The 18,393-nt window shown below is 44.2% G+C and carries 19 protein-coding genes and 1 tRNA gene; 10 read left to right on the forward strand and 10 right to left on the reverse strand.

Features of this window, described 5'->3' with window-relative positions:
• Nucleotides 1–33: 33 nt before the first annotated feature.
• The 5 genes from NC997_RS10005 to NC997_RS10025 all read right to left on the reverse strand — a co-directional run bounded on the left by NC997_RS10005 (nucleotide 34) and on the right by NC997_RS10025 (nucleotide 4,597).
• Nucleotides 34–1,209 (reverse strand): patatin-like phospholipase family protein, encoded by a 1,176-nt coding sequence (locus NC997_RS10005; RefSeq protein WP_190527148.1) that lies wholly within the window; start codon nucleotides 1,207–1,209, stop codon nucleotides 34–36.
• A 72-nt stretch (nucleotides 1,210–1,281) separates the two neighbouring features.
• Nucleotides 1,282–1,653: a dihydroneopterin aldolase gene (folB, locus tag NC997_RS10010; protein ID WP_190410036.1), complete on the reverse strand. Its 372-nt coding sequence runs from the start codon at nucleotides 1,651–1,653 to the stop codon at nucleotides 1,282–1,284.
• Nucleotides 1,654–1,682: 29 nt separating this feature from the next.
• Nucleotides 1,683–2,606, reverse strand: coding sequence for a bestrophin family ion channel (locus NC997_RS10015; protein ID WP_190527150.1), 924 nt, complete (start codon nucleotides 2,604–2,606; stop codon nucleotides 1,683–1,685).
• Nucleotides 2,607–2,657: 51 nt separating this feature from the next.
• Complete coding sequence (locus NC997_RS10020) at nucleotides 2,658–3,038, reverse strand: group 1 truncated hemoglobin (protein ID WP_190527151.1); 381 nt, start codon at nucleotides 3,036–3,038, stop codon at nucleotides 2,658–2,660.
• A gap of 257 nt (nucleotides 3,039–3,295) precedes the next feature.
• Nucleotides 3,296–4,597 (reverse strand): glutamate-5-semialdehyde dehydrogenase, encoded by a 1,302-nt coding sequence (locus NC997_RS10025; RefSeq protein WP_190527153.1) that lies wholly within the window; start codon nucleotides 4,595–4,597, stop codon nucleotides 3,296–3,298.
• A gap of 258 nt (nucleotides 4,598–4,855) precedes the next feature.
• On the opposite strand from NC997_RS10025, the gene NC997_RS10030 reads away from it, so the two are divergent.
• From NC997_RS10030 to NC997_RS10040, 3 genes are all read left to right on the forward strand, one after another.
• The gene (locus NC997_RS10030) at nucleotides 4,856–5,536 is read left to right on the forward strand and encodes a hypothetical protein (protein ID WP_190527155.1); all 681 of its coding nucleotides are present in this window, start codon (nucleotides 4,856–4,858) and stop codon (nucleotides 5,534–5,536) included.
• Nucleotides 5,537–5,738: 202 nt separating this feature from the next.
• Nucleotides 5,739–5,942: a tetratricopeptide repeat protein gene (locus NC997_RS10035; RefSeq protein WP_190527157.1), complete on the forward strand. Its 204-nt coding sequence runs from the start codon at nucleotides 5,739–5,741 to the stop codon at nucleotides 5,940–5,942.
• 258 nt (nucleotides 5,943–6,200) lie between these two features.
• Complete coding sequence (locus tag NC997_RS10040) at nucleotides 6,201–6,434, forward strand: hypothetical protein (protein WP_190410030.1); 234 nt, start codon at nucleotides 6,201–6,203, stop codon at nucleotides 6,432–6,434.
• Between the two features lie 4 nt (nucleotides 6,435–6,438).
• Here NC997_RS10040 and mazG read toward each other — a convergent pair whose 3' ends face one another.
• Both mazG and NC997_RS10050 read right to left on the reverse strand, forming a co-directional pair.
• Complete coding sequence (gene mazG / locus NC997_RS10045; protein ID WP_190527159.1) at nucleotides 6,439–7,296, reverse strand: nucleoside triphosphate pyrophosphohydrolase; 858 nt, start codon at nucleotides 7,294–7,296, stop codon at nucleotides 6,439–6,441.
• 28 nt (nucleotides 7,297–7,324) lie between these two features.
• Nucleotides 7,325–7,939, reverse strand: a complete 615-nt coding sequence (locus tag NC997_RS10050) for a metal-binding protein (protein ID WP_190527161.1) — start codon at nucleotides 7,937–7,939, stop codon at nucleotides 7,325–7,327.
• A 90-nt stretch (nucleotides 7,940–8,029) separates the two neighbouring features.
• On the opposite strand from NC997_RS10050, the gene NC997_RS10055 reads away from it, so the two are divergent.
• Together NC997_RS10055 and NC997_RS10060 are read left to right on the forward strand one after the other, a co-directional pair.
• Nucleotides 8,030–8,102 (forward strand) — tRNA-Val (locus NC997_RS10055).
• A 330-nt stretch (nucleotides 8,103–8,432) separates the two neighbouring features.
• Nucleotides 8,433–10,157, forward strand: coding sequence for an AIPR family protein (locus NC997_RS10060; protein WP_190527163.1), 1,725 nt, complete (start codon nucleotides 8,433–8,435; stop codon nucleotides 10,155–10,157).
• 42 nt (nucleotides 10,158–10,199) lie between these two features.
• Here the strand turns inward: NC997_RS10060 and NC997_RS10065 are convergent, their stop codons facing one another.
• Nucleotides 10,200–10,427, reverse strand: coding sequence for a hypothetical protein (locus NC997_RS10065; protein WP_190527165.1), 228 nt, complete (start codon nucleotides 10,425–10,427; stop codon nucleotides 10,200–10,202).
• A 30-nt stretch (nucleotides 10,428–10,457) separates the two neighbouring features.
• Here NC997_RS10065 and NC997_RS10070 point away from each other — a divergent pair, with 30 nt between their 5' ends.
• From NC997_RS10070 to NC997_RS10090, 5 genes are all read left to right on the forward strand, one after another.
• Nucleotides 10,458–11,036, forward strand: coding sequence for a Uma2 family endonuclease (locus NC997_RS10070; RefSeq protein WP_190527167.1), 579 nt, complete (start codon nucleotides 10,458–10,460; stop codon nucleotides 11,034–11,036).
• A gap of 426 nt (nucleotides 11,037–11,462) precedes the next feature.
• On the forward strand, nucleotides 11,463–12,404 hold the full coding sequence (locus NC997_RS10075; RefSeq protein WP_190527168.1) for a phosphoribulokinase: 942 nt from the start codon (nucleotides 11,463–11,465) through the stop codon (nucleotides 12,402–12,404).
• Nucleotides 12,405–12,547: 143 nt separating this feature from the next.
• Nucleotides 12,548–13,279 (forward strand): DNA repair protein RadC, encoded by a 732-nt coding sequence (gene radC / locus NC997_RS10080; protein WP_190430057.1) that lies wholly within the window; start codon nucleotides 12,548–12,550, stop codon nucleotides 13,277–13,279.
• 486 nt (nucleotides 13,280–13,765) lie between these two features.
• Nucleotides 13,766–14,692: an RnfABCDGE type electron transport complex subunit D gene (locus NC997_RS10085; protein WP_190527170.1), complete on the forward strand. Its 927-nt coding sequence runs from the start codon at nucleotides 13,766–13,768 to the stop codon at nucleotides 14,690–14,692.
• Nucleotides 14,693–14,721: 29 nt separating this feature from the next.
• Complete coding sequence (locus NC997_RS10090) at nucleotides 14,722–16,080, forward strand: DUF2330 domain-containing protein (protein ID WP_190527172.1); 1,359 nt, start codon at nucleotides 14,722–14,724, stop codon at nucleotides 16,078–16,080.
• Between the two features lie 77 nt (nucleotides 16,081–16,157).
• Here NC997_RS10090 and dtd read toward each other — a convergent pair whose 3' ends face one another.
• Both dtd and NC997_RS10100 read right to left on the reverse strand, forming a co-directional pair.
• Nucleotides 16,158–16,613 (reverse strand): D-aminoacyl-tRNA deacylase, encoded by a 456-nt coding sequence (dtd, locus tag NC997_RS10095; protein ID WP_190527175.1) that lies wholly within the window; start codon nucleotides 16,611–16,613, stop codon nucleotides 16,158–16,160.
• Nucleotides 16,614–16,739: 126 nt separating this feature from the next.
• Nucleotides 16,740–17,870: a GTP-binding protein gene (locus NC997_RS10100; protein ID WP_190527177.1), complete on the reverse strand. Its 1,131-nt coding sequence runs from the start codon at nucleotides 17,868–17,870 to the stop codon at nucleotides 16,740–16,742.
• Nucleotides 17,871–18,393 lie beyond the last annotated feature (523 nt).

Below are 18,393 nucleotides of genomic sequence, written 5' to 3' on the forward strand. Positions count from 1 at the left end.
CAAAATCATCTTATTTTTAATTTTTTTAATCTGCTAACTATTTATAAAATCCCTCAACGATTTTTGCACTTGTGGTAGGTTGATGTAGACTTTGGCGGCTTCAATTAGATTCATGACATTTGCCGGACTCGCATCATCGATATCGTCACTCAATCGTTTCCCAGTCAACTTGCTATCGAGTTTAAATTGCAAGCGCAAGTAACGACTATCCTCATCAATCACCTGTTTAGCAATGTAACTATTAATATCTGACGAAGCATCAAAAATTACATCAAGAATCGGGAGTGCCCACTGAATCGCACCCCATTGTTGGGCACTTTCAAGCGGAATTGCGCGGGTAAGACTTCCCGTACCGAGGGATAAAACTGAAATTTCGTGGGGTTTATAACCTAACCGCAGGGCTTCAGCGATCGCGCAAGCTGTGGGATTATTTGCCCCAACACCACCGTCAATCACCGAGTATACGTTAGTAATCCGGTAAGCAGAAGTATTATTAGGCACTACGCTCCACGGCTCATCCACAATCGCCATCCGAGTCCCGCCTCTGTAACCAATGATGCTACGATTCTGACCGCGTCCCGTCCCGCCGGTGATTTCAATCTGCATTTGATTGTAATCACCATTGTCTTCTGCTGCTTCTTGCCCTAACGTAATCGAGTTTGTATCTCCGGCTTGGGCAATCCCTTCTTCTTTTTTATCCAGTCTATAGGCAGGAAAAAAAGTTGGGGCAGAAGCAGAACAGAGACACGCTTCCCATAAGGGAAGGTCAGCAAATATTTTGCGCCAGCTTTTAAAAATAATCGGTTCTCGCTTAATTGTGTCGTAGGCAGTAATTAAGAGTTTTGTTGAAGTAATATCCGACAGTTTTTTGTATTTAAATTCTTCTTTAAGAGAGTCAATCAAACCTTTATTTGAGTATTTAGGGGCAGAAGGGCCGTACTGAAGAAGCAACCCTACCCGTTGCGCCGACCAAAGGTTTCGGTAGGGAAAGATTCGAGTCCCTTTGTTCTGGTACACATCCACGATGTCCTGGGCTGTGCGATCGCTAGCAATCGACGCCGCCAAAATTGACCCGGTAGAGGTTCCTGCAATTAAGTGGAAGTATTGGCTTAAGGGCTGACCGATAATTTTCTCAATCTCCGTCAGCATCGTTGCCGAAATGACACCCCGGATACCGCCCCCGTCAAAGCTCAAAATGCGAAAAGTCACGCTTGTTTCCCCACAAAAAATTGCTGTCAAATCTAATCGCTAATTGCTCATCCTTCCTTGTTTACGGGTCTTCTACCCATTGCCCTTTTGATTCGCCCTCGTAATGTCAATCGTAATTTTGCCGCCAAAGTCTGGAATCGGTGCGCCCGGTTTCGTTAACCGCACTTGGACTTGTGACACTTGTTTGAATTCTAAGATGGCATCTGCGATCGCGCTGATTAACTTTTCTACGAGGGCAAACTTAGCGGTTTTTACCAAATCCTTCACTGTCGAAATCACCGCGCGGTAATCCAGAGTGTCTTCTATGGCATCGCTGATGCCTGCTGGTGCCAAATCTAGCCACAAAGTTACGTCTACTTCAAACCATTGCCCCAATACCTGTTCTTCTGGTAAGTAACCAGTGTAGCCGTAGCAGCGAATTCCTGTTAGCTGAATGCTATCCATTGTGTCAAAAACTTAATTTCCTCGCTACTTCAAACCTGAGGAGCAAAAATTTCTCCTAAACTTTGCTCCGGTATCTTCGTTAAATCTTCAAGATTCTCAATGATTGTGGTGCAAATATCATCTAATGGTAAATCATTCGGATCTCGTCCAAAAGGATTTTCAATTTCATTACCGATTTCTTCAATCCCAAATAAAATAAAACTAATTATACCGACAACTAGCCCTGTCCACCAGCCGGAAGTATCGACAAGTTGAAAAGGTAGCGCAAAGCCATAGATTAGCAACAGTCGCTTTAGGTAAATCGCATAAGCTAAAGGAATGGGGGTTTTTAAAATGCGTTCGCAGCCAGTTAAAGCTTCTACCATTTGATCTAGCAATCCATTCATTGCAGCTAACTGATTATTATTTAAGGAGTTCCGCTCGTGTTGCTGCTGTAGGTAATCCCCAATCCAAAATGCTATTTTTAGCGGAGGGTTTTTAACGCTTTTGAGCTGAAGAAATTGCGAGGGAGTTACTATCTCTTCTAACTCGTCGTTTAAAGCCTCTTGTCGCAACTGTAATTTAGTTGCGATCGCAAAGGCTCCTAATAACCGCATCGCTGTTGCTTTATCCTCTCTATCTGTTGATTCTCGTTCCGCAACCGATACTTGAATTTGCCGCGCTAAATTGCGGACGTTCACCACCAAAAGCCCCCAGGATTTGCGCCCTTCCCAAAATCGCTCGTAAGCCGTATTTGTCCGGAAAACCAATAATAAGCCTAAAACCAGATTATAAACAACATTAGTAACCAGATTATCTAAAAGGTTTCCAGCGATCGGTAATTTAAAATAATCGAGAATAGAAACGAAAAAACCAAACCCTCCACACAAAAGAACGCGGGGGAAAATAGTCGGTGCGACCGATCCCCTCAACTGTAAAGCCATGGCAAACCAGTTTTTATTCTCAATCGTCATGCTGCTGTTTATTCACTGAAGCAGAAAAAGATTAAATCATCGTTATCGCCTTCATTCAACAATATCTTGCCGAGTGCTGGCAACGATATCAAATAGCTCTTTCTGCTCTGTCTGAGGAACTTCAAACTTATCTAAACTTTGTTGAAAATCCGCCAGAAATACTTCCCACTCTTCAGGAGAAATTTTTAGGTGAGCATGAGAATCGTGCATTGAACGACCCGTATATTGTTGCGGGCCACCTGTCGCCCAGCAAACCATTTCTGTAACCAGATACTTGAAACCTGCTTTTGACACTCGGTGATGTGCTTCATCTACGAGAGGATTTGCATTCAATTTCGGGTCAACCATGATTCTGTCAATGAAATCATCGACTACGGCTGCAATATTGTAAACACCGCCCAGGCGCTCATAAAGTGATAGTTGTGAGTTCATAATGGCTTCTTCTTGAATTAAATAATTCCTGAATTCTCCTTGGCAACTGGCAAGGTTAGCGATCGCTCGGTAAGCATTTTAAGGTTTTAAAAAACCTCAATCCTACTTTAAAGTACACCCCAGCACTCGCGAATAAAATTTTTCCTGGGCTTCTGTTGGAAAAATTTATCTTCGACCTTCACTGGGCTGCTTTCGGGGGGTGAGAAAATTTAGGGAGATTCTCCGCCGAGTATTTCTACTACACCTAGATTCGGTGTCTACAAATCTCGATGAGTAAAGAGTTTGGCATCTGCACCGCTGTAGGTGGCAGCAATATGCCCATCGCCTGCGATTTGATATTTGTATGTCACCAGTCCTTCTAAGCCTACAGGGCCGCGAGGAGGCATCATTTGAGTACTGATTCCCACTTCTGCGCCTAATCCGTAACGGAAGCCATCGGCAAAGCGAGTTGAACAGTTATGAAAGACTCCAGCAGCATTGACTTGTGCCAGAAAATTAGTTGCAGCAGCAGTATCTTCTGTCACGATGGCATCAGTATGCCGAGAACCGTAGGTATTAATATGGTCAATCGCTTCTGAGAGAGAATCCACAATTTTGATTGAGAGAATTAAATCGCTGTATTCTGTCGCCCAGTCGGCTTCAGTCGCCTGTGTAATGTTCAGAATTTCGCAGGTGCTTTCATCTCCTCGCAATTCTACATTTTTTGATTGCAAAGTATTCGCAACTTGCGGTAACAATTCCGATGCGATCGCTTGATGCACTAGCAGAGTCTCCACAGCGTTGCAGGCGGCTGGGTAATGGGTTTTGGCATCTACGGTAATCGAGATAGCTTTTTGCAGATCCGCCGCTTTGTCCACATAGACGTGACAAATCCCTTCCGCATGACCCAAAACAGGAATCCGAGTATTTTCTTGCACAAAACGGACAAAAGAGTTAGAACCTCTAGGAATAATTAAATCTACAAATTGATCTAATTTCAGCAGTTCTAAGGTTTCCTCTCTCGTTGTCAGCAATTGCACTACATCTGGATTTACTTCAGTCTTCGCTAATCCCTGGCGAATCGCTTTCACCAGCGCTTCACAAGAACGCACTGCTTCCTGTCCGCATTTGAGGATAACACCGTTGCCAGATTTGATGGCAAGAGTGGAAATTTGCATCACTGCATCGGGACGCGCTTCAAAAATCACTCCCAGAACGCCTAGAGGACAGGTAACGCGCTTGAGAATTAATCCCTCATCCAGTTCCCGGTGAACCTGCACTGCGCCCACGGGATCGGGCAGACGCCCCACATCTCTCACTCCCGCGATCGCGCCTTTTAGCTTTGTTTCATCCAACTTCAAGCGAGCGTAAAGCGGTTTGGGAATTCCTGCCGCCTCCGCTGCCTTGCAATCTGCCGCATTCGCCGCCACAATCTCTGATGCTGAGGATTCTAGCGCTTGCGCGATCGCTTCAATCGCTTGGTTTTTCGCCTCTGCGGACAACACTGCCAAGCTTCGCGCTGCTTGACGAGTTTTTTGAGCGATCGCACTTAAGGACATGGAAGCAATCTGGGAAGTCATGGCTCTGAATCAAACGCCTACGTTCAAGCCAAAGTTTAGCAAAATGTGGCTTCTGTTTAAATTCTAATAGATGGGATGCCTGAGTTTAAATCGGATGAACCTAAGGCTAGAGATAGGTTTACTACTTTTTAATTGATTTATAAATTAAATTTATTAGCTCGATTTTAGCTCATTTTAATAAATTCTTAATTGTTGTTTGTAAAATATATAAGTAGTATTAAAATAAAATTTTCAGAAAAATTACAAAATATAACTTAAATGAGTATACATCAAAAAAAACTGTTAGTTTCTGCTAGCCCACCCGCAGATAAACAGTTGCAATCTAGACAACAGTTACGGATTGATTTGGCTCAAGAGTGCCAAAAATCCCAGCAGTTACGAGCTGATGGCGTTAAAAAGCGCCAAAAATCCCAGCAGTTGCTAGCTAATTTGCCTAAAACCTGTCAAAAATTACAGCAATTGTTGGCTAATAGTGCTGAAGAGTGCCAAAAGTCGCAGCAGTTACGGGCTAGTTCAACTAGAAGTGTTCCGGTCGAGCTGTTAGACATTGATTTAGACATTGATTTAGATGAACGCCTCCCCGCGATAGACTTGCCCTTAGATTCATTAGAGTATTTCGACGCGCTTGTGCAATCGCAGTCTGACGTAGAGACTCGTCTCCAAATGGTAGATCGATTGCAGTTAGAGTTAGTAGAAAGTTTGCGATCGCTTGAGGACTCCCTTCAGCAATTTCCACTTGATTTAGGTAAATCTCTGCTCAAAGAAGAGCTGTTGATAGAAAATCAGCAGCTAGATGTCTTAGATAGAGATATCCTCCAAGAGTCTTCCGATAGCCCTGAGTGCGGAGAAATTGTAAAAGTTATTGACAAATTTCTTGCTCAATATTTAAGCGGAGATTACTCAGAAGATGATGAATCTACCGCCAGCGATACTCTTTGAGTATCGCTGGCGGCGATGAAATTTTTTATTTAGTTTCATCCCCATAAACCCGGTTTCTTCGAGAAAGCAGGTTTTTCATTTCAATGGTTCTATCTTTTGGTAGATGAATTTCTGAAATTTTCCGAAACTACTGTGACAAACCGTGTATCTAGCGAGTATTTGGTCAACAAATACCGCTGCTCCTTCTTCAGGGAGATGCATTATGTCACTCGAAGCCGGATTTGACGCGCTCAAACAAGGACGATATCAAGAGGCAGTTCCGTTGCTCAGGCAATACTGCCATTGTTCCGATGCTCGCGCTAAAGACTACCTGAGAGGTTTGATGGGGCTAGCGAAAGCCTATCAAGGTAGCGGAGAGACCCAAAAAGCGATCGCGCTTGGTTTTGTCTTCCCATCCCTGTTCTAAATTTCGGAAATTTTCTTCATCCAACCTGTAGTTTCAAAAAGGGCGAACACTGCAAGCGCACGGTTCGCCTTGTTCTTGGTGCTGAGGAACTCAAACCGGCAAACCAGGTGCTAGAAAATTTCATCGCAAATTTATATAAGTATTGTTTTCCTATGAAGAGTATATGAAGTTACATAGATTCAGTATTTTGACGGAAGATAATCGAATCCAATGACCTCTAAGTTAAGTAAAGAACAGTCAGGAAGTGGGCTTCAGAAAATGAGTGCAGTTTCAAAAAATGGGTGGGATTCCTGGAGAATGGCATCAATCGCGATCGCTCGGAATTCAAGAGCATTGGAACAGCTATCGGAGAAACTGACTTCAAAGTACACAGATTCAGAGATGGCTGGGATATGGCGGCAGGCACGGTTGGTGCTAGCAGAAGAAGATGAGTGCTGGCTGGAAGAAGAACTGTATCGCATCCTGATTCAGGATTCCCAAATCGCAGCTTAAAAATTTAGCGTTCCTTGTTTAATTCGCCCGAAGCTGCTAACTGAGCTTTCGCTTGTTGCCAAAGCGTTTCCAACTCATCTAATGTGTAATCAGAGAGGGGACGGTCGGCAAAAGCCTCCATTTTTTTCAGACGCTGAATAAATCGCTGATTCGTTCCCTGCAAAGCTTCTGAAGGATCGAGATCGTACCAACGGGCAAGATTAATCACCGTAAATAATAAATCTCCCAGTTCCGCTTGCTGATGGGCTTCGTCTTCCTGTTGCAGTGCCTCTTCAAATTCTGCTAACTCTTCGTGAAACTTCGCCCACACGCCCTCAATATTTTCCCACTCAAACCCAGCCGCAGCTGCCTTTTGAGAAATTTTCATCCCTGCCATCAGTGGCGGCAATGTGCGGGAATAACGAGTCAGTTTGCGACTTAGCTGTTGCGCGTCTTGAGTCGTTTCTCCTTTTTCTGCGGCTTTGATTTTCTGCCAATTTTCGTGGACTTCCTCCGCAGTTTCGACTTCAACCTCTCCAAAGACGTGAGGATGACGGCGGATCAGCTTTTGAGTAAGCCCCTGAACGACATCGGTTAAGCTAAATTGCCCGGATTCGCTGGCAATCTGCGCTTGCAGCACCACTTGTAGCAATAAGTCCCCCAGTTCTTCAGCGATCGCATCTTTATCCCCAGTGCGAATCGCATCTACGACTTCATAAGCTTCTTCGATGACGTACGGGGTCAGAGTTTGGGGAGTCTGCGCTAAATCCCAAGGACAACCCCCATTCGGCGATCGCAACTGGGCAACAATCTCAATCAACTGTTGCAGCGCTTCTAGTGCAGTTTGAGGCATGGGATGAGCAGATTCTGGGGAATTTGACATAAACGAAAATTCAGTTTGCCTTTCGATCTTACCTTTGCGTCCTCTGCGTCTTGGCGGTTGGTTTCTTGACTCTACGCTGACTCACTTTGCCGGTTCGCTTCCGAGTCTTCACTCGCTTAGGCATCACCGCCTTCAATCCACTTTTTTTAAACCGCTTGTAGGCAGAACCCCCCCAGTCACTGAACGAGTGACTCATTGCACCCAATTCCAAACCCACAAACAGCGCCATCCATTCAGCCGGGTATTGAGTCAGCGATCGCTGCGCCTGATTCGCTACCACCTGCCAAGTCCACCCGACACCCCAGACTAGCTGTAGCATCCCCAATATCAACAATCCCACGAGAAAGAGCCAGCAGGAGAGATAAAGCGATCGCACGATTGTCCCAATTGCCAACCCGTGGGAGAAAATCGATCGGTGACGTAAACTCTTCTGGTAGGGTATCCAAATCCACCGCAACCAGCCCCAACGCTGATAAGGACGCGAGTTTAGATCCAAGTCAGGGCTAAACATCAGCCCGCTGAATAAAAATCCTCCGGAAACAATTAACGTCAGCTCGCCGCTGCGAGTCAGCCCGAACGTCATGCCAGCCACCCAAGGCAGGCACCATAAAGTTATACGATCGTGCGTCCGACCAGAGGGCATCCGTTAAATTTGAGATTTTTTAAAATTTATTCTGTTTGAATAGTAGCAGCAGCAGCGTAATCTGCTATTATCTAAAAAGTGTCTGAATTTGGGCGGTTAGCTCAGTTGGTAGAGCGCCTGCCTTACAAGCAGGATGTCACTGGTTCGAGTCCAGTACTGCCCATTAAAAATTGTATAGTGACTAATTATCTGTCGTTGGTGACAGATTAATGTCGTTGAGCCAAATTGAGCATCATCCAGATTCGTTTGGAGAAGCGCAGGGATGCGAGAATCTCGGAACCACAATAACACATTATGGAATCGAGCGATTGGGGTCGCCTGTTGTGCTGTCTTGTAGTGATCGCATTTACAAGCATCTACAACAGAATTTGACAAGCTTTGGGCAAAAGAGGAGTTTGGATGAGGATTTATCAGACACCTGAGAGCCTATTCGGAGAGGTTCACGAAAATCGGTTCTGAAACCTAGATATAGTTTGGATTTTAAGAGGTAAGTATGGCTCAAGGAGATAAATTTCTTTTAGACAAAGTTTTGGAGTCGCAGCGAATCCAGATTGCAAAAAATCTCTCTGATAGCGACTTTTTTGAGAACTTCGTTGCAAACGAAGTTCTCAAAAACTATAACTTGTCATATGAAGAGATTGAGGAAGGAATAATAGGTGGTGGCAGTGATGGCGGTATAGATGGAATATATCTGTTTGTTGACGATGAATTAGTAGGTCCAGATTTTGATGCTAAAAAGGCTAAAAACAATGCAATTATTGAATTGGTTGCAATCCAAGCAAAAACAAAATCAGGTTTTTCAGAAGATGCAATCAATAAATTCACTGCATCCATGCGCGACTTATTGGACATAGACAAGCACGTAAAGGATTTACGCACAGTCTATAATAACGATTTATTGGGATTTATCGAAACATACCGAAATATTGTTCATGAAGTAGCTATCAAATTTCCAGTACTGAAATTCCCTTTTCTCTATGCGACAAAAGGCGATCGTCAACAAGTCCATCCAAACGTTAAGCGCTTGACTAATGTACTCGAAGAAACAATCAAACAATTTTTTTCGGATGCACAGGTTTCCTTTGAATTCTTAGGTGCTAGAGATTTGTTAGACATAGCACAACAGCAAGCAATTCAAACATTAACTATAAAAACAGCTCAATACCTATTTGAGCCAGATGGCGATAGTGTTGCCTGTTTTGTTAAGCTGAAAGACTATTTTAGTTTTATAACAGATGATAGAGGTTTCAGAAGAACACACATATTCGATGAAAATGTTCGTGAGTATGAAGGCGAAAACCAAGTCAATATGGCTATCGAAAAGACTCTTGCGAAAGGAGATAGAAGTATAAACTTTTGGTGGTTGAATAATGGAATAACTGTTGTTGCTAGTAAGGCTACTGCTAGAGGAAGAAGCCTTGTTGTTATTGAAAATCCAAAAGTCGTTAATGGATTACAAACTTCACAGGAAATATTTAAACATTTTTCTAAAAAGCCCTCAGATGCTGATGATGATAGATTGATTCTAGTTAGGATTATTGTGACAGATTTGGAACCTGTCAAGCGCGAAATCCTAAATGCTACAAATAATCAAACTAGATTAGTCAAACACTTCCTCCAAATTATTGACGATCCTGTACATAAAGATATTGAGAAGTATCTTAGCTATCAAAATTTATGGTACGAGAGACAGAAGAATTATTACAAAAATGACGGGAAGCCTAAAGATAGAATTATCACCATACAGTATTTAGCTCAAGCAGTCGCAGCTATCCTGTTGCAAGAACCAAATAACTCTCGTGGAAGACCTGCAAATCTTATACAAGACGAAGAAAAACGCAATCGAATTTTTAACGCGAAGTATCGTTTTGAGTTTTATCTTAATTGCATTCTCTTGATGAAAAAAGTTGATAGCTTCTTGCAAAAGAGTGTACCTGATAGTATTAAGAATGAAAAGAGCAATATTCGATTTCACATAGCAACATTTGTAGCTGCTATGAAGTTGAATATGAGAAAGCCTAGTGCGGATAAAATAGCCTCAGAATTACAAGTAGATAGTATTGAAACGAAGCTTTTGTTAGATTATGCCACTGATGTATTTAATCTATTTGAAAACCAAAAAGCTGCGTCAGGGATAGATGGTAACAAGTTATCTCGACGAAAAGAATTTGATGATGCTTTATTGAATCATATTAATATGAAGCTACCCATCTCCTAGAGGGATTAACACTCTAGTTTTATATAGTCTGTTCAATGTCATCTAAAGTGGGGTGAGTTGGTTCTGGACGCTTTTTAAAGAGAGGAACGTCTCAATCTCCTGCTGTAACTGCTGGATGAGATCGCCTCTAACAGGATGAGAGAGCATGATCGCTAATCTATCCTGCTTGTGAGGAAATAGTGCGATCGCCGATCTTGCAGTGCGCTCGCATTTTGCCTGATGAGTGCGATCGCGCCTGAGTAAGATAACCTCCCCAACCAGAAGATACAATAAAATCTCCGATCGCTGGAGGTGAACTTGATGCCCCCACTACTGAACAAAACAACCGACCAACGCATTATCCATCAGGGAACCTGGGAACAGTTCAAATTCATCCAGAAAGGCTTTAATGGTTCTCCTGGGGTGCGGCTGTTTTACTATGACGAGACGATCGAGATTCTTATGCCGGGACGCGAACATGAAATTTTTGCCAGTATCATTGGTTACTTAGTGACAACCTTTCTGGCAGAAAGGGGCATTTTCTTTCAGCCAACTCGATCAATGACTCAGGAAAAAGAAGGCGTTGTCTCGGCTCAAGCGGACGAGTCTTACTGCATTGAGAGCGTGAAATCGATTCCAGATTTGTCGATTGAAGTTGTCTTTACCAGTGGAGGCACCAGCAAGTTAGAACGTTATAAAGCTTTGGGCGTTCCAGAAGTTTGGTTTTGGGAAGATGGATTGCTGAAGCTTTATCATCTTCAAAACGGCAGCTATGAATCCATTGAGCGCAGCCAGCTACCCGGACTCAGCGAACTCGATCCTGAATTGCTCAGACGCTGCATTTTGATGGCAGAAACTGACGCTGGAGAAGCGATTAGAGCATTCCGCCGAGAGATATAGCTTTAAGTAGATTATGCAGATTGTTGTATCGCCATCGTGGTGCATTTCTTCTTGAGAGTTGCATCCACCCAACACCAGCTTACAAAAACAATGCGATCGCGTTTTGCATGAAGTAAGGGTCCGATCGCATTTTGCCTGATGAGTGCGATCGCATTTAACCCAGCACGGGAACGGCAGAATTCATCGGTTGAGGGCGAGTAGAGCTAATTTTAGAGACTGCTGAAGATTGCGATCGCAATCTGGCAGCGCGATTAATTTACAATAATTTACTCAGCGGGTGCCGATAAAAGGACACGCTTGGCGCAACCTGCACAGAGAACCAACGCCCGAACAGCAGGCATTCTTGCGATCGAGTTGATCCCTATTCCTTCTACAATTGAACAATTCAGAATGTCCAGCAGGACTTGCTTTTGCGCGAGAGGGAAAATGAGCCATCGTCCGATTATTCTAGGCATTGTTGGTGACAGTGCCGCTGGGAAAACAACAATAACACGAGGAATTGCTCAGATATTAGGTGAAGACAATGTCACCATTATCTGTACCGACGATTATCACAAGTACGACCGCATTCAACGTGCAGAGAAGGGAATTTCAGCACTGCATCCCGACTGCAACTACTTGGATATCATGGAGCAACACCTGTCCCTGCTTCAAAACGGACAGCCCATCCTGAAGCCGATTTACAACCACGACACCGGGATGTTCGATCCGCCTGAGTATATCAAGCCGAGCAAGTTTGTGATTGTTGAAGGGCTTCTCGGTTATTCAACCATGAAAACCCGTGACTATCACGATGTAAAAGTTTATCTCGCACCGCCTGAAGCTCTACGCGCTGAGTGGAAGATCAAGCGAGATACGATGAAACGGGGCTATACCGAAGAACAGGTTCGCGAACAATTGAGAAAGCGCGAACCAGACTCAGAGGAATTTATCCGTCCCCAGCGCCAATGGGCAGATATCGTGGTGAGTTTCTACCCGCCTACAGACGCGCCAGAGGAGAGCAGTTCGCATCTGAATGTGCAATTGGTACTCAGACCGACAATTCCACATCCCAGCTTGACCGAGATTTTGCACCCAAGCCGTCCTAATTACAAACCGGCAATTCGCCTGGAACTTGAGCGGGATATGGGCAAGCCGGTTGATGTCCTAGAGATTGACGGTCAAGCAACCAGCGAACAAGTCAAAGATTTAGAGCGGATGTTGTGTAACGACATTCCCGACTTACTGCCTTTCTGTAGCTTGGACGGCACCCCCAATCTGGGCGCTCTCGTTGGTACAACTGGGGAAACGCTCCAAAGTTACCCGCTGGCACTAACTCAGCTACTGGTTGCCTATCATATGCTCAAAGCTGCCACTATCCACCAGTAGGGAATGAAAAAATTAAAAATGCAAAATTAAAAATTGAGAAATTCTATTTTTAATTTTTGATTCTTAATTGTTTTGTTCTTGGCGCGATCGCAACTCTCACGGCACTATCGGGAAAACTAGATATAGTCTTTCCCGGTGCATTTATGACCTATTGCCTCAGAATTGCAGATATACCCCTTAGCGAACGTCCTCGCGAACGATTAATGGCTCAGGGAGCAAAAAATCTTGCAACCGCTGAGCTAATTGCGATTTTGCTAGGCACGGGTCAAGGGGCAGGAAAACTCTCCGCTGTCGGTCTTGGGCAATACATATTACAGGAATTAAGTCAACACCAACGCGATCCGCTGGATATGTTACGAGATATCAGCGTTCAAGAGTTGACAAAAATTCCCGGTGTAGGGCCAGCAAAAGCCACCACAATTCTAGCAGCGGTTGAGTTAGGAAAACGGGCGTTTCTATCTCGCCCCGGAGTTAGCACCATGATTGATAGTCCTGCTGCCGCTGCTGCTGCGCTCAGTCATGAGTTGATGTGGCAGATGCAAGAACGATTTGCCGTGGTGCTGTTGGATGTAAAGAATCGCTTGGTGGGTACTCAAGTGATTACCATTGGCACTGCAACTGAAACGTTGGCTCCTCCCCGCGAGATTTTCCGAGAAGTCCTTCGCCAGGGTGCGACGCGGCTGATTATTGCACACAATCATCCGTCAGGGAGCATTGAACCCAGTCAAGAAGATATAGATTTGACCCGTCAGTTGTTGATGGGAGCGCAATATTTAAGTATTCCACTGCTAGATCATTTGATTTTAGGCAATGGTGACTATCTGAGTCTGCGGCAAACAACAACCTTATGGGAGGAGTATCCACAGGGGGATTGAAGTCGTGACAACGCCCCCATAACCTCTATGCTTTACCCACATCTGTTGAAAACCCTGTCACGCTACGGGAAAGGGCGCAGCCTTTGGATAGCGAGTTGCCCGTTTTTGTCCTCAAGTTATCGCTCAAATGCGAAAATCCCTACAGGGTTTTTGGACTTATAGGTAAAGCATAGCCATTAATCTTGGAGGCTTCTCAATTTCACAAGTGAGAGTTGCTGATTCATGAAGCAGTCGGAGATCTAAATCGCTGGCTCATAACTCAAATAAGATTTCTATATAGACTACTTTTGAAAAGCTTTCTAAAATTCATGAAAAGCATTGGCAAGATCCCTCGCTTCTCCAAGAAGTCTGGGAGTTGAATCGCTCGTAAAAACCGTCTTAACTAACCGGCATCTTTGTAACAATTTCTGTAACAGAACCCCTGTTCGCATCTTATTGCGTCTAGATTCAGGAGAAAGATACGGCTAATCTTACTATTAATCGGCAATGCTGCTAAAAGATGTCCGAGACTATCAAATTCTGTTTCTATCCTTGTTCCTGTTCTTAGGTATTTGGACAAGAGACTGGACGCTAAGACCGGATCTAATTCTAGTGGTCATGGTAACTTGTCTGGGGACTCAGTGGCTAGCAGTATCGATTAAACAAAACTTATTCAATTTGCTTCCGGTACAAGATAATTGTCCCAATGAAATTAATTCTGTTTTAACAAATGTTCCTATCAATCTTTCATTACGGAGTGCTTTTATTACGGCTTTAGGTCTGAGTTTGCTCCTAAGAGCCGATAGTTACAGCACAATGATTTTGGCTGGCTCTTTCGCAATTCTAAGTAAATTCATTTTTAATTTTCGGAACAAGCATTTTTTTAACCCTGCTAACTTTGGTATTATTGCCGCGCTTATCTTGACAAAAGATGCCTGGGTTTCGCCCGGACAATGGGGAGATGAATGGTGGTATGCGCTGTTATTTGCAGGCACCGGGGGCACGATTTTAAAACGAGTTGGTCGTTGGGATACAACCGCTGCTTTTTTAGGTTCCTACGCTTTATTGGAAGCAATTCGCAATATTTGGCTGGGCTGGACATTGGATGTATTTTCACATCGATTGATGAGCGGTTCTTTGTTGTTATTTGCCCTGTTTATGATTACAGATCCTCGCTCCATACCTAATGCTAGGAGCGGGCGTTTAGTATGGGCAGTTTCTATCGGCTGCTTAACTTTTTTCTTGCGAAATCAATTTTTTGTATCTACTGCTGTTTTCTGGGCTTTGTTCGCCCTCGCACCGATGACCGTTCTTTTAGATTTTCTCTGGTCAGCACCCCGATTTTCATGGGCGGAGGCTTCCGCACAGAAATTCAGTAATTCAGTCATTGATAAATCTGAGGAAACTGAATCCGAGACGTATTTACAAGTGTAAGTTTTTAGTAATTACTACAAGAGGTACCAATGAAATTATTTCGGATCTGGAAAACTTTAGTAATAACGTTTTTGGCTGTTATTTGCTTTGCTCCGACAGCCTGGGGATTTTGTGGCTTCTATGTGGCGAAAGCGGATACAAAGCTTTACAATAAAGCGTCGCAAGTAGTAATTGCTCGCGATCGCGATCGCACTATTTTAACGATGGCGAATGACTATCAAGGCGATGTCAAAGACTTTGCTCTGGTTGTCCCCGTTCCGACAGTGCTTCAGAAAGAACAGGTTCACGTTGGCGACCCTAAAATTATCGAGCGATTGGATGCTTTTAGTGCGCCGCGACTGGTGGAATATTTTGACGAAGATCCTTGTAATTCGGTCATGTACGAGAGGCTCCCTGCACCAGCATCCGCACCAACGTCAGGCGGTGCAAGAGCTAGCAGGGATGAAGACAATAGCTTGGGTGTCACTGTAGAAGCTCGTTTCAATGTGGGAGAGTATGACATTGTTATTCTCAGTGCAAAAGAATCAAACGGTCTAGAAACCTGGCTAAATCGCAACGGATATAAGATTCCACGGGGTGCAAAACAACTGCTGCAACCCTATATTCGGCAAAACATGAAATTCTTTGTTGCAAAGGTCAATCTTAAAGAATTTCAAAATTCCGGCTCTCAATTTCTGCGACCTCTACAGATGGCTTACGAATCGCCTAAATTTATGTTGCCGATTCGTCTAGGGATGATTAACTCTACTAGCGAACAAGATTTGATTGTTTACGTTTTATCGCCTAAAGGACAAGCTGAAGTTACCAATTACCGAACTGTAAAAATCCCCTCGGATGCTGAAATTCCAGTATTCGTCAAAAATGAATTTGGCGATTTCTACAAATCGATGTTTCAAACTTCTTACACTCGTGAAGACAAAAAGGTTGCCTTTCTGGAATATGCCTGGAACATGGGAAACTGCGATCCCTGTTCTGCCGAACCTTTAAATCCAGAAGAACTGCGGAAAGCTGGTGTTTTTTGGCTAGATAATTATCCTTCGGATGCCCGCGAGTCAGCGCCTTTCCGTAGAGCCGTTGTTCCCTCTAATAATGTTTTTATCACCCGTCTCCATGTCCGGTACACCCGCGATAAATTCCCGGAAGATTTGGTGTTTCAAGAAACATCAAATGAACAAAGTTTTCAAGGTCGTTATGTCCTTCGTCATCCCTTTACAGGAGATGTGAAGTGTCAAGCGGGTCAACAGTATAAACAGTCTTTGACTAGACGATTTGAACAAGAGGCGCAGACTCTCGCCAAGCTGACTGGGTGGAATATTCAGGATATTCGGAAGAAAATGCCTGTTGCACAAAGCAGTTCTAGACCTTGGTGGCAAAACATCTGGCCTTAATAATGACCTAACATTTTAACCCTCTTTCCTGCAAAGGAAGGGGGGAATTTACAGCTTTGGAGTCAGTTTTCTTCAAGTTAAGTTGCTTCTCGTTCTAGCAGCAAAGTAACAGGGCCATCATTTTCAATTGCTACCTGCATCATCGCCCCAAATTCGCCTGTTTCTACGCGCAAACCGCTCTGGCGCAACTTAGCGATAAACTGTTCGTAAAGATTTTGAGCGAGCGCAGGCGCAGCAGATTTATCAAAAGAGGGGCGGCGTCCTTTGCGACAATCTCCGTAGAGGGTGAATTGGCTGACTACCAGCAGTTCACCCTCAATTTCTAGGACTGATTTCTCCCAACGTCCGCTACCATTCTGCTCATCTGGAAATAAGCGCAATTCCAGACATTTACGAGCCATCCACTCCAGTTCGGCTTCGGTATCTGTTTCGGCAATGCCTACGAGTAAATTAAGTCCGCGCCCAATTTTACCAACTACTCGATCTGAAACTTCAACTTGTGAGGATTTAACTCGCTGAATGACAACGCGCATAATTAGCTTCGATACATCTGTCGGGACATGACAATGCCATGCCCCGACCAAAAATTAGAGCCGCAATCTATTTGACCTAACTGAGAAAAGCGATTAGGAATTTAGCAATTAGCTAATTCCTAAAAACTATTTCCCAAAGCCTTTACCGCGAGAAGTAGAAGGCAGACAAACACAACTTTTGATTTGTTGTTGCAGAGTTTCTTTATCTAAATCCTGACCAATCAGTACCAACTGGTTTTTTGGTTTTCCTGTCCAATCTTCATCATCGATGGAGAAGCGCTTGCCGCACAGATGGAAGATATGACGCCGAGGACTTTCATCAAACCAAAGAATCCCTTTGGCACGGAAGACAGTCGAGGGCAACTGATTATCTAAGAAATTTTGAAACTTCTTGATCGCAAAAGGTTTGTCGCTTTCAAAAGAAATTGAGGTAAACCCGTCATTTTCCAAGTGGTGGGAATGATGATCGTGGTCGTGATGGTCGTGAGTGCAAACGCCATGATCGTGATCGCAACTACTATGATCGTCGTGATGATCGTGGTCATGACCGTGGTCGTGGTGGTGATGGTCGTGACCCTTTTCTGCCTCTTCGTTTTGGAAATATTTGTCAGTCTCAAATAAACCGACGCTGAGGAGTAACGGTAGCGGCACCTGTCCTTTGGTGGTTCGCATAATCCGGGCACCGCCTTTCATATCCCGAATTCTGACTTCTAAGGAGTCTAAGTCGGCTTCATCCACCAAGTCCGCCTTGTTGAGCAGGATGATATCACCGTATGCGATCTGGCTGGCGGCGGCTTCGCTGTTGAATAAATCGAGACTGAAGTTTTCCGAATCTACGACCGTAATGATGGAATCTAGACGAGTCATGTCTCGCAGTTCGGTACCTAAAAAGGTAAGTGCCACTGGCAGGGGATCTGCGAGTCCGGTTGTCTCGACTACCAGATAATCGACCTTTTCTTCGCGTTCCAGAACTTTATAGACTGCTTCGACGAGATCGTTATTAATGGTGCAGCAGATACAACCGTTACTTAACTCCACCATGTCCTCGCCGGTGGTGACAATCAGCTCATTATCAATGCCGATTTCACCAAATTCATTAACCAGAACAGCGGTTTTGACGCCTTGCTGATTGCTCAAGATGTGATTGAGGAGGGTGGTTTTGCCACTGCCAAGGAAACCTGTAATGATCGTCACGGGTAAGCCGTGCTTGGGGGCATCTATCTCTGGAGATTGACTGGGAGTGGTGGCTGGTTGCATAGTGCGACTTTCAGATTTTCTCAAAAAACGTTGATAGAGCTATACGTAAATTACTGTAGGAGCTAAGCGCTAAGCAGAGTGTAGGTTTAGATCCCGATGATGGCTTGAAATGGAGATCCAACCTTTTACTTTATAGCAAGCGAACAGCTTCGCATACGCGCTAACAGAGCGATCGCTCTCTCCCTCCAGCTTACCTAACTCCGAAGAAGGCATTCTCCAATCCTTTTCGCATCGCCTAAGCATTTTTCATCTTGAAGCGAATTTCGATCAGTAAAGCGATGTTGTTAGCGTTAGTGTTAACGGATGCGAACTGACAAGTCAGCGCTAGGCTAACGCCTCGCTTCGCTAACGCTATCGCGTTAAGTCGATGTTGAAGCGCATGATGTTGTGTTGAAGCCGCATTGCTCCCTAGTTACTCTCTTAAGCACCTACTTTTTGAGACTTAATTAGCGACAAAGTAAAATTTTAATTCGGATGAGTGGATGGCTTGCTGACCAGGGAATTTAAAATACTGATACAGATG

It is taken from the genome of Trichocoleus sp. DQ-A2 (genome assembly GCF_039961915.1).
Classification (GTDB): domain Bacteria; phylum Cyanobacteriota; class Cyanobacteriia; order Cyanobacteriales; family FACHB-T130; genus FACHB-T130.

Coding starts and splice junctions, on each gene's coding strand:
- folB (WP_190410036.1), bottom strand. CDS start 1,653: ATGGATAGCATTCAGCTAACAGGAATTCGCTGCTACGGCTACACTGGT.
- NC997_RS10015 (WP_190527150.1), bottom strand. CDS start 2,606: ATGACGATTGAGAATAAAAACTGGTTTGCCATGGCTTTACAGTTGAGG.
- NC997_RS10020 (WP_190527151.1), bottom strand. CDS start 3,038: ATGAACTCACAACTATCACTTTATGAGCGCCTGGGCGGTGTTTACAAT.
- NC997_RS10025 (WP_190527153.1), bottom strand. CDS start 4,597: ATGACTTCCCAGATTGCTTCCATGTCCTTAAGTGCGATCGCTCAAAAA.
- NC997_RS10030 (WP_190527155.1), top strand. CDS start 4,856: ATGAGTATACATCAAAAAAAACTGTTAGTTTCTGCTAGCCCACCCGCA.
- NC997_RS10035 (WP_190527157.1), top strand. CDS start 5,739: ATGTCACTCGAAGCCGGATTTGACGCGCTCAAACAAGGACGATATCAA.
- NC997_RS10040 (WP_190410030.1), top strand. CDS start 6,201: ATGAGTGCAGTTTCAAAAAATGGGTGGGATTCCTGGAGAATGGCATCA.
- mazG (WP_190527159.1), bottom strand. CDS start 7,296: ATGTCAAATTCCCCAGAATCTGCTCATCCCATGCCTCAAACTGCACTA.
- NC997_RS10050 (WP_190527161.1), bottom strand. CDS start 7,939: ATGCCCTCTGGTCGGACGCACGATCGTATAACTTTATGGTGCCTGCCT.
- NC997_RS10060 (WP_190527163.1), top strand. CDS start 8,433: ATGGCTCAAGGAGATAAATTTCTTTTAGACAAAGTTTTGGAGTCGCAG.
- NC997_RS10070 (WP_190527167.1), top strand. CDS start 10,458: ATGCCCCCACTACTGAACAAAACAACCGACCAACGCATTATCCATCAG.
- NC997_RS10075 (WP_190527168.1), top strand. CDS start 11,463: ATGAGCCATCGTCCGATTATTCTAGGCATTGTTGGTGACAGTGCCGCT.
- radC (WP_190430057.1), top strand. CDS start 12,548: ATGACCTATTGCCTCAGAATTGCAGATATACCCCTTAGCGAACGTCCT.
- NC997_RS10085 (WP_190527170.1), top strand. CDS start 13,766: ATGCTGCTAAAAGATGTCCGAGACTATCAAATTCTGTTTCTATCCTTG.
- NC997_RS10090 (WP_190527172.1), top strand. CDS start 14,722: ATGAAATTATTTCGGATCTGGAAAACTTTAGTAATAACGTTTTTGGCT.
- dtd (WP_190527175.1), bottom strand. CDS start 16,613: ATGCGCGTTGTCATTCAGCGAGTTAAATCCTCACAAGTTGAAGTTTCA.
- NC997_RS10100 (WP_190527177.1), bottom strand. CDS start 17,870: ATGCAACCAGCCACCACTCCCAGTCAATCTCCAGAGATAGATGCCCCC.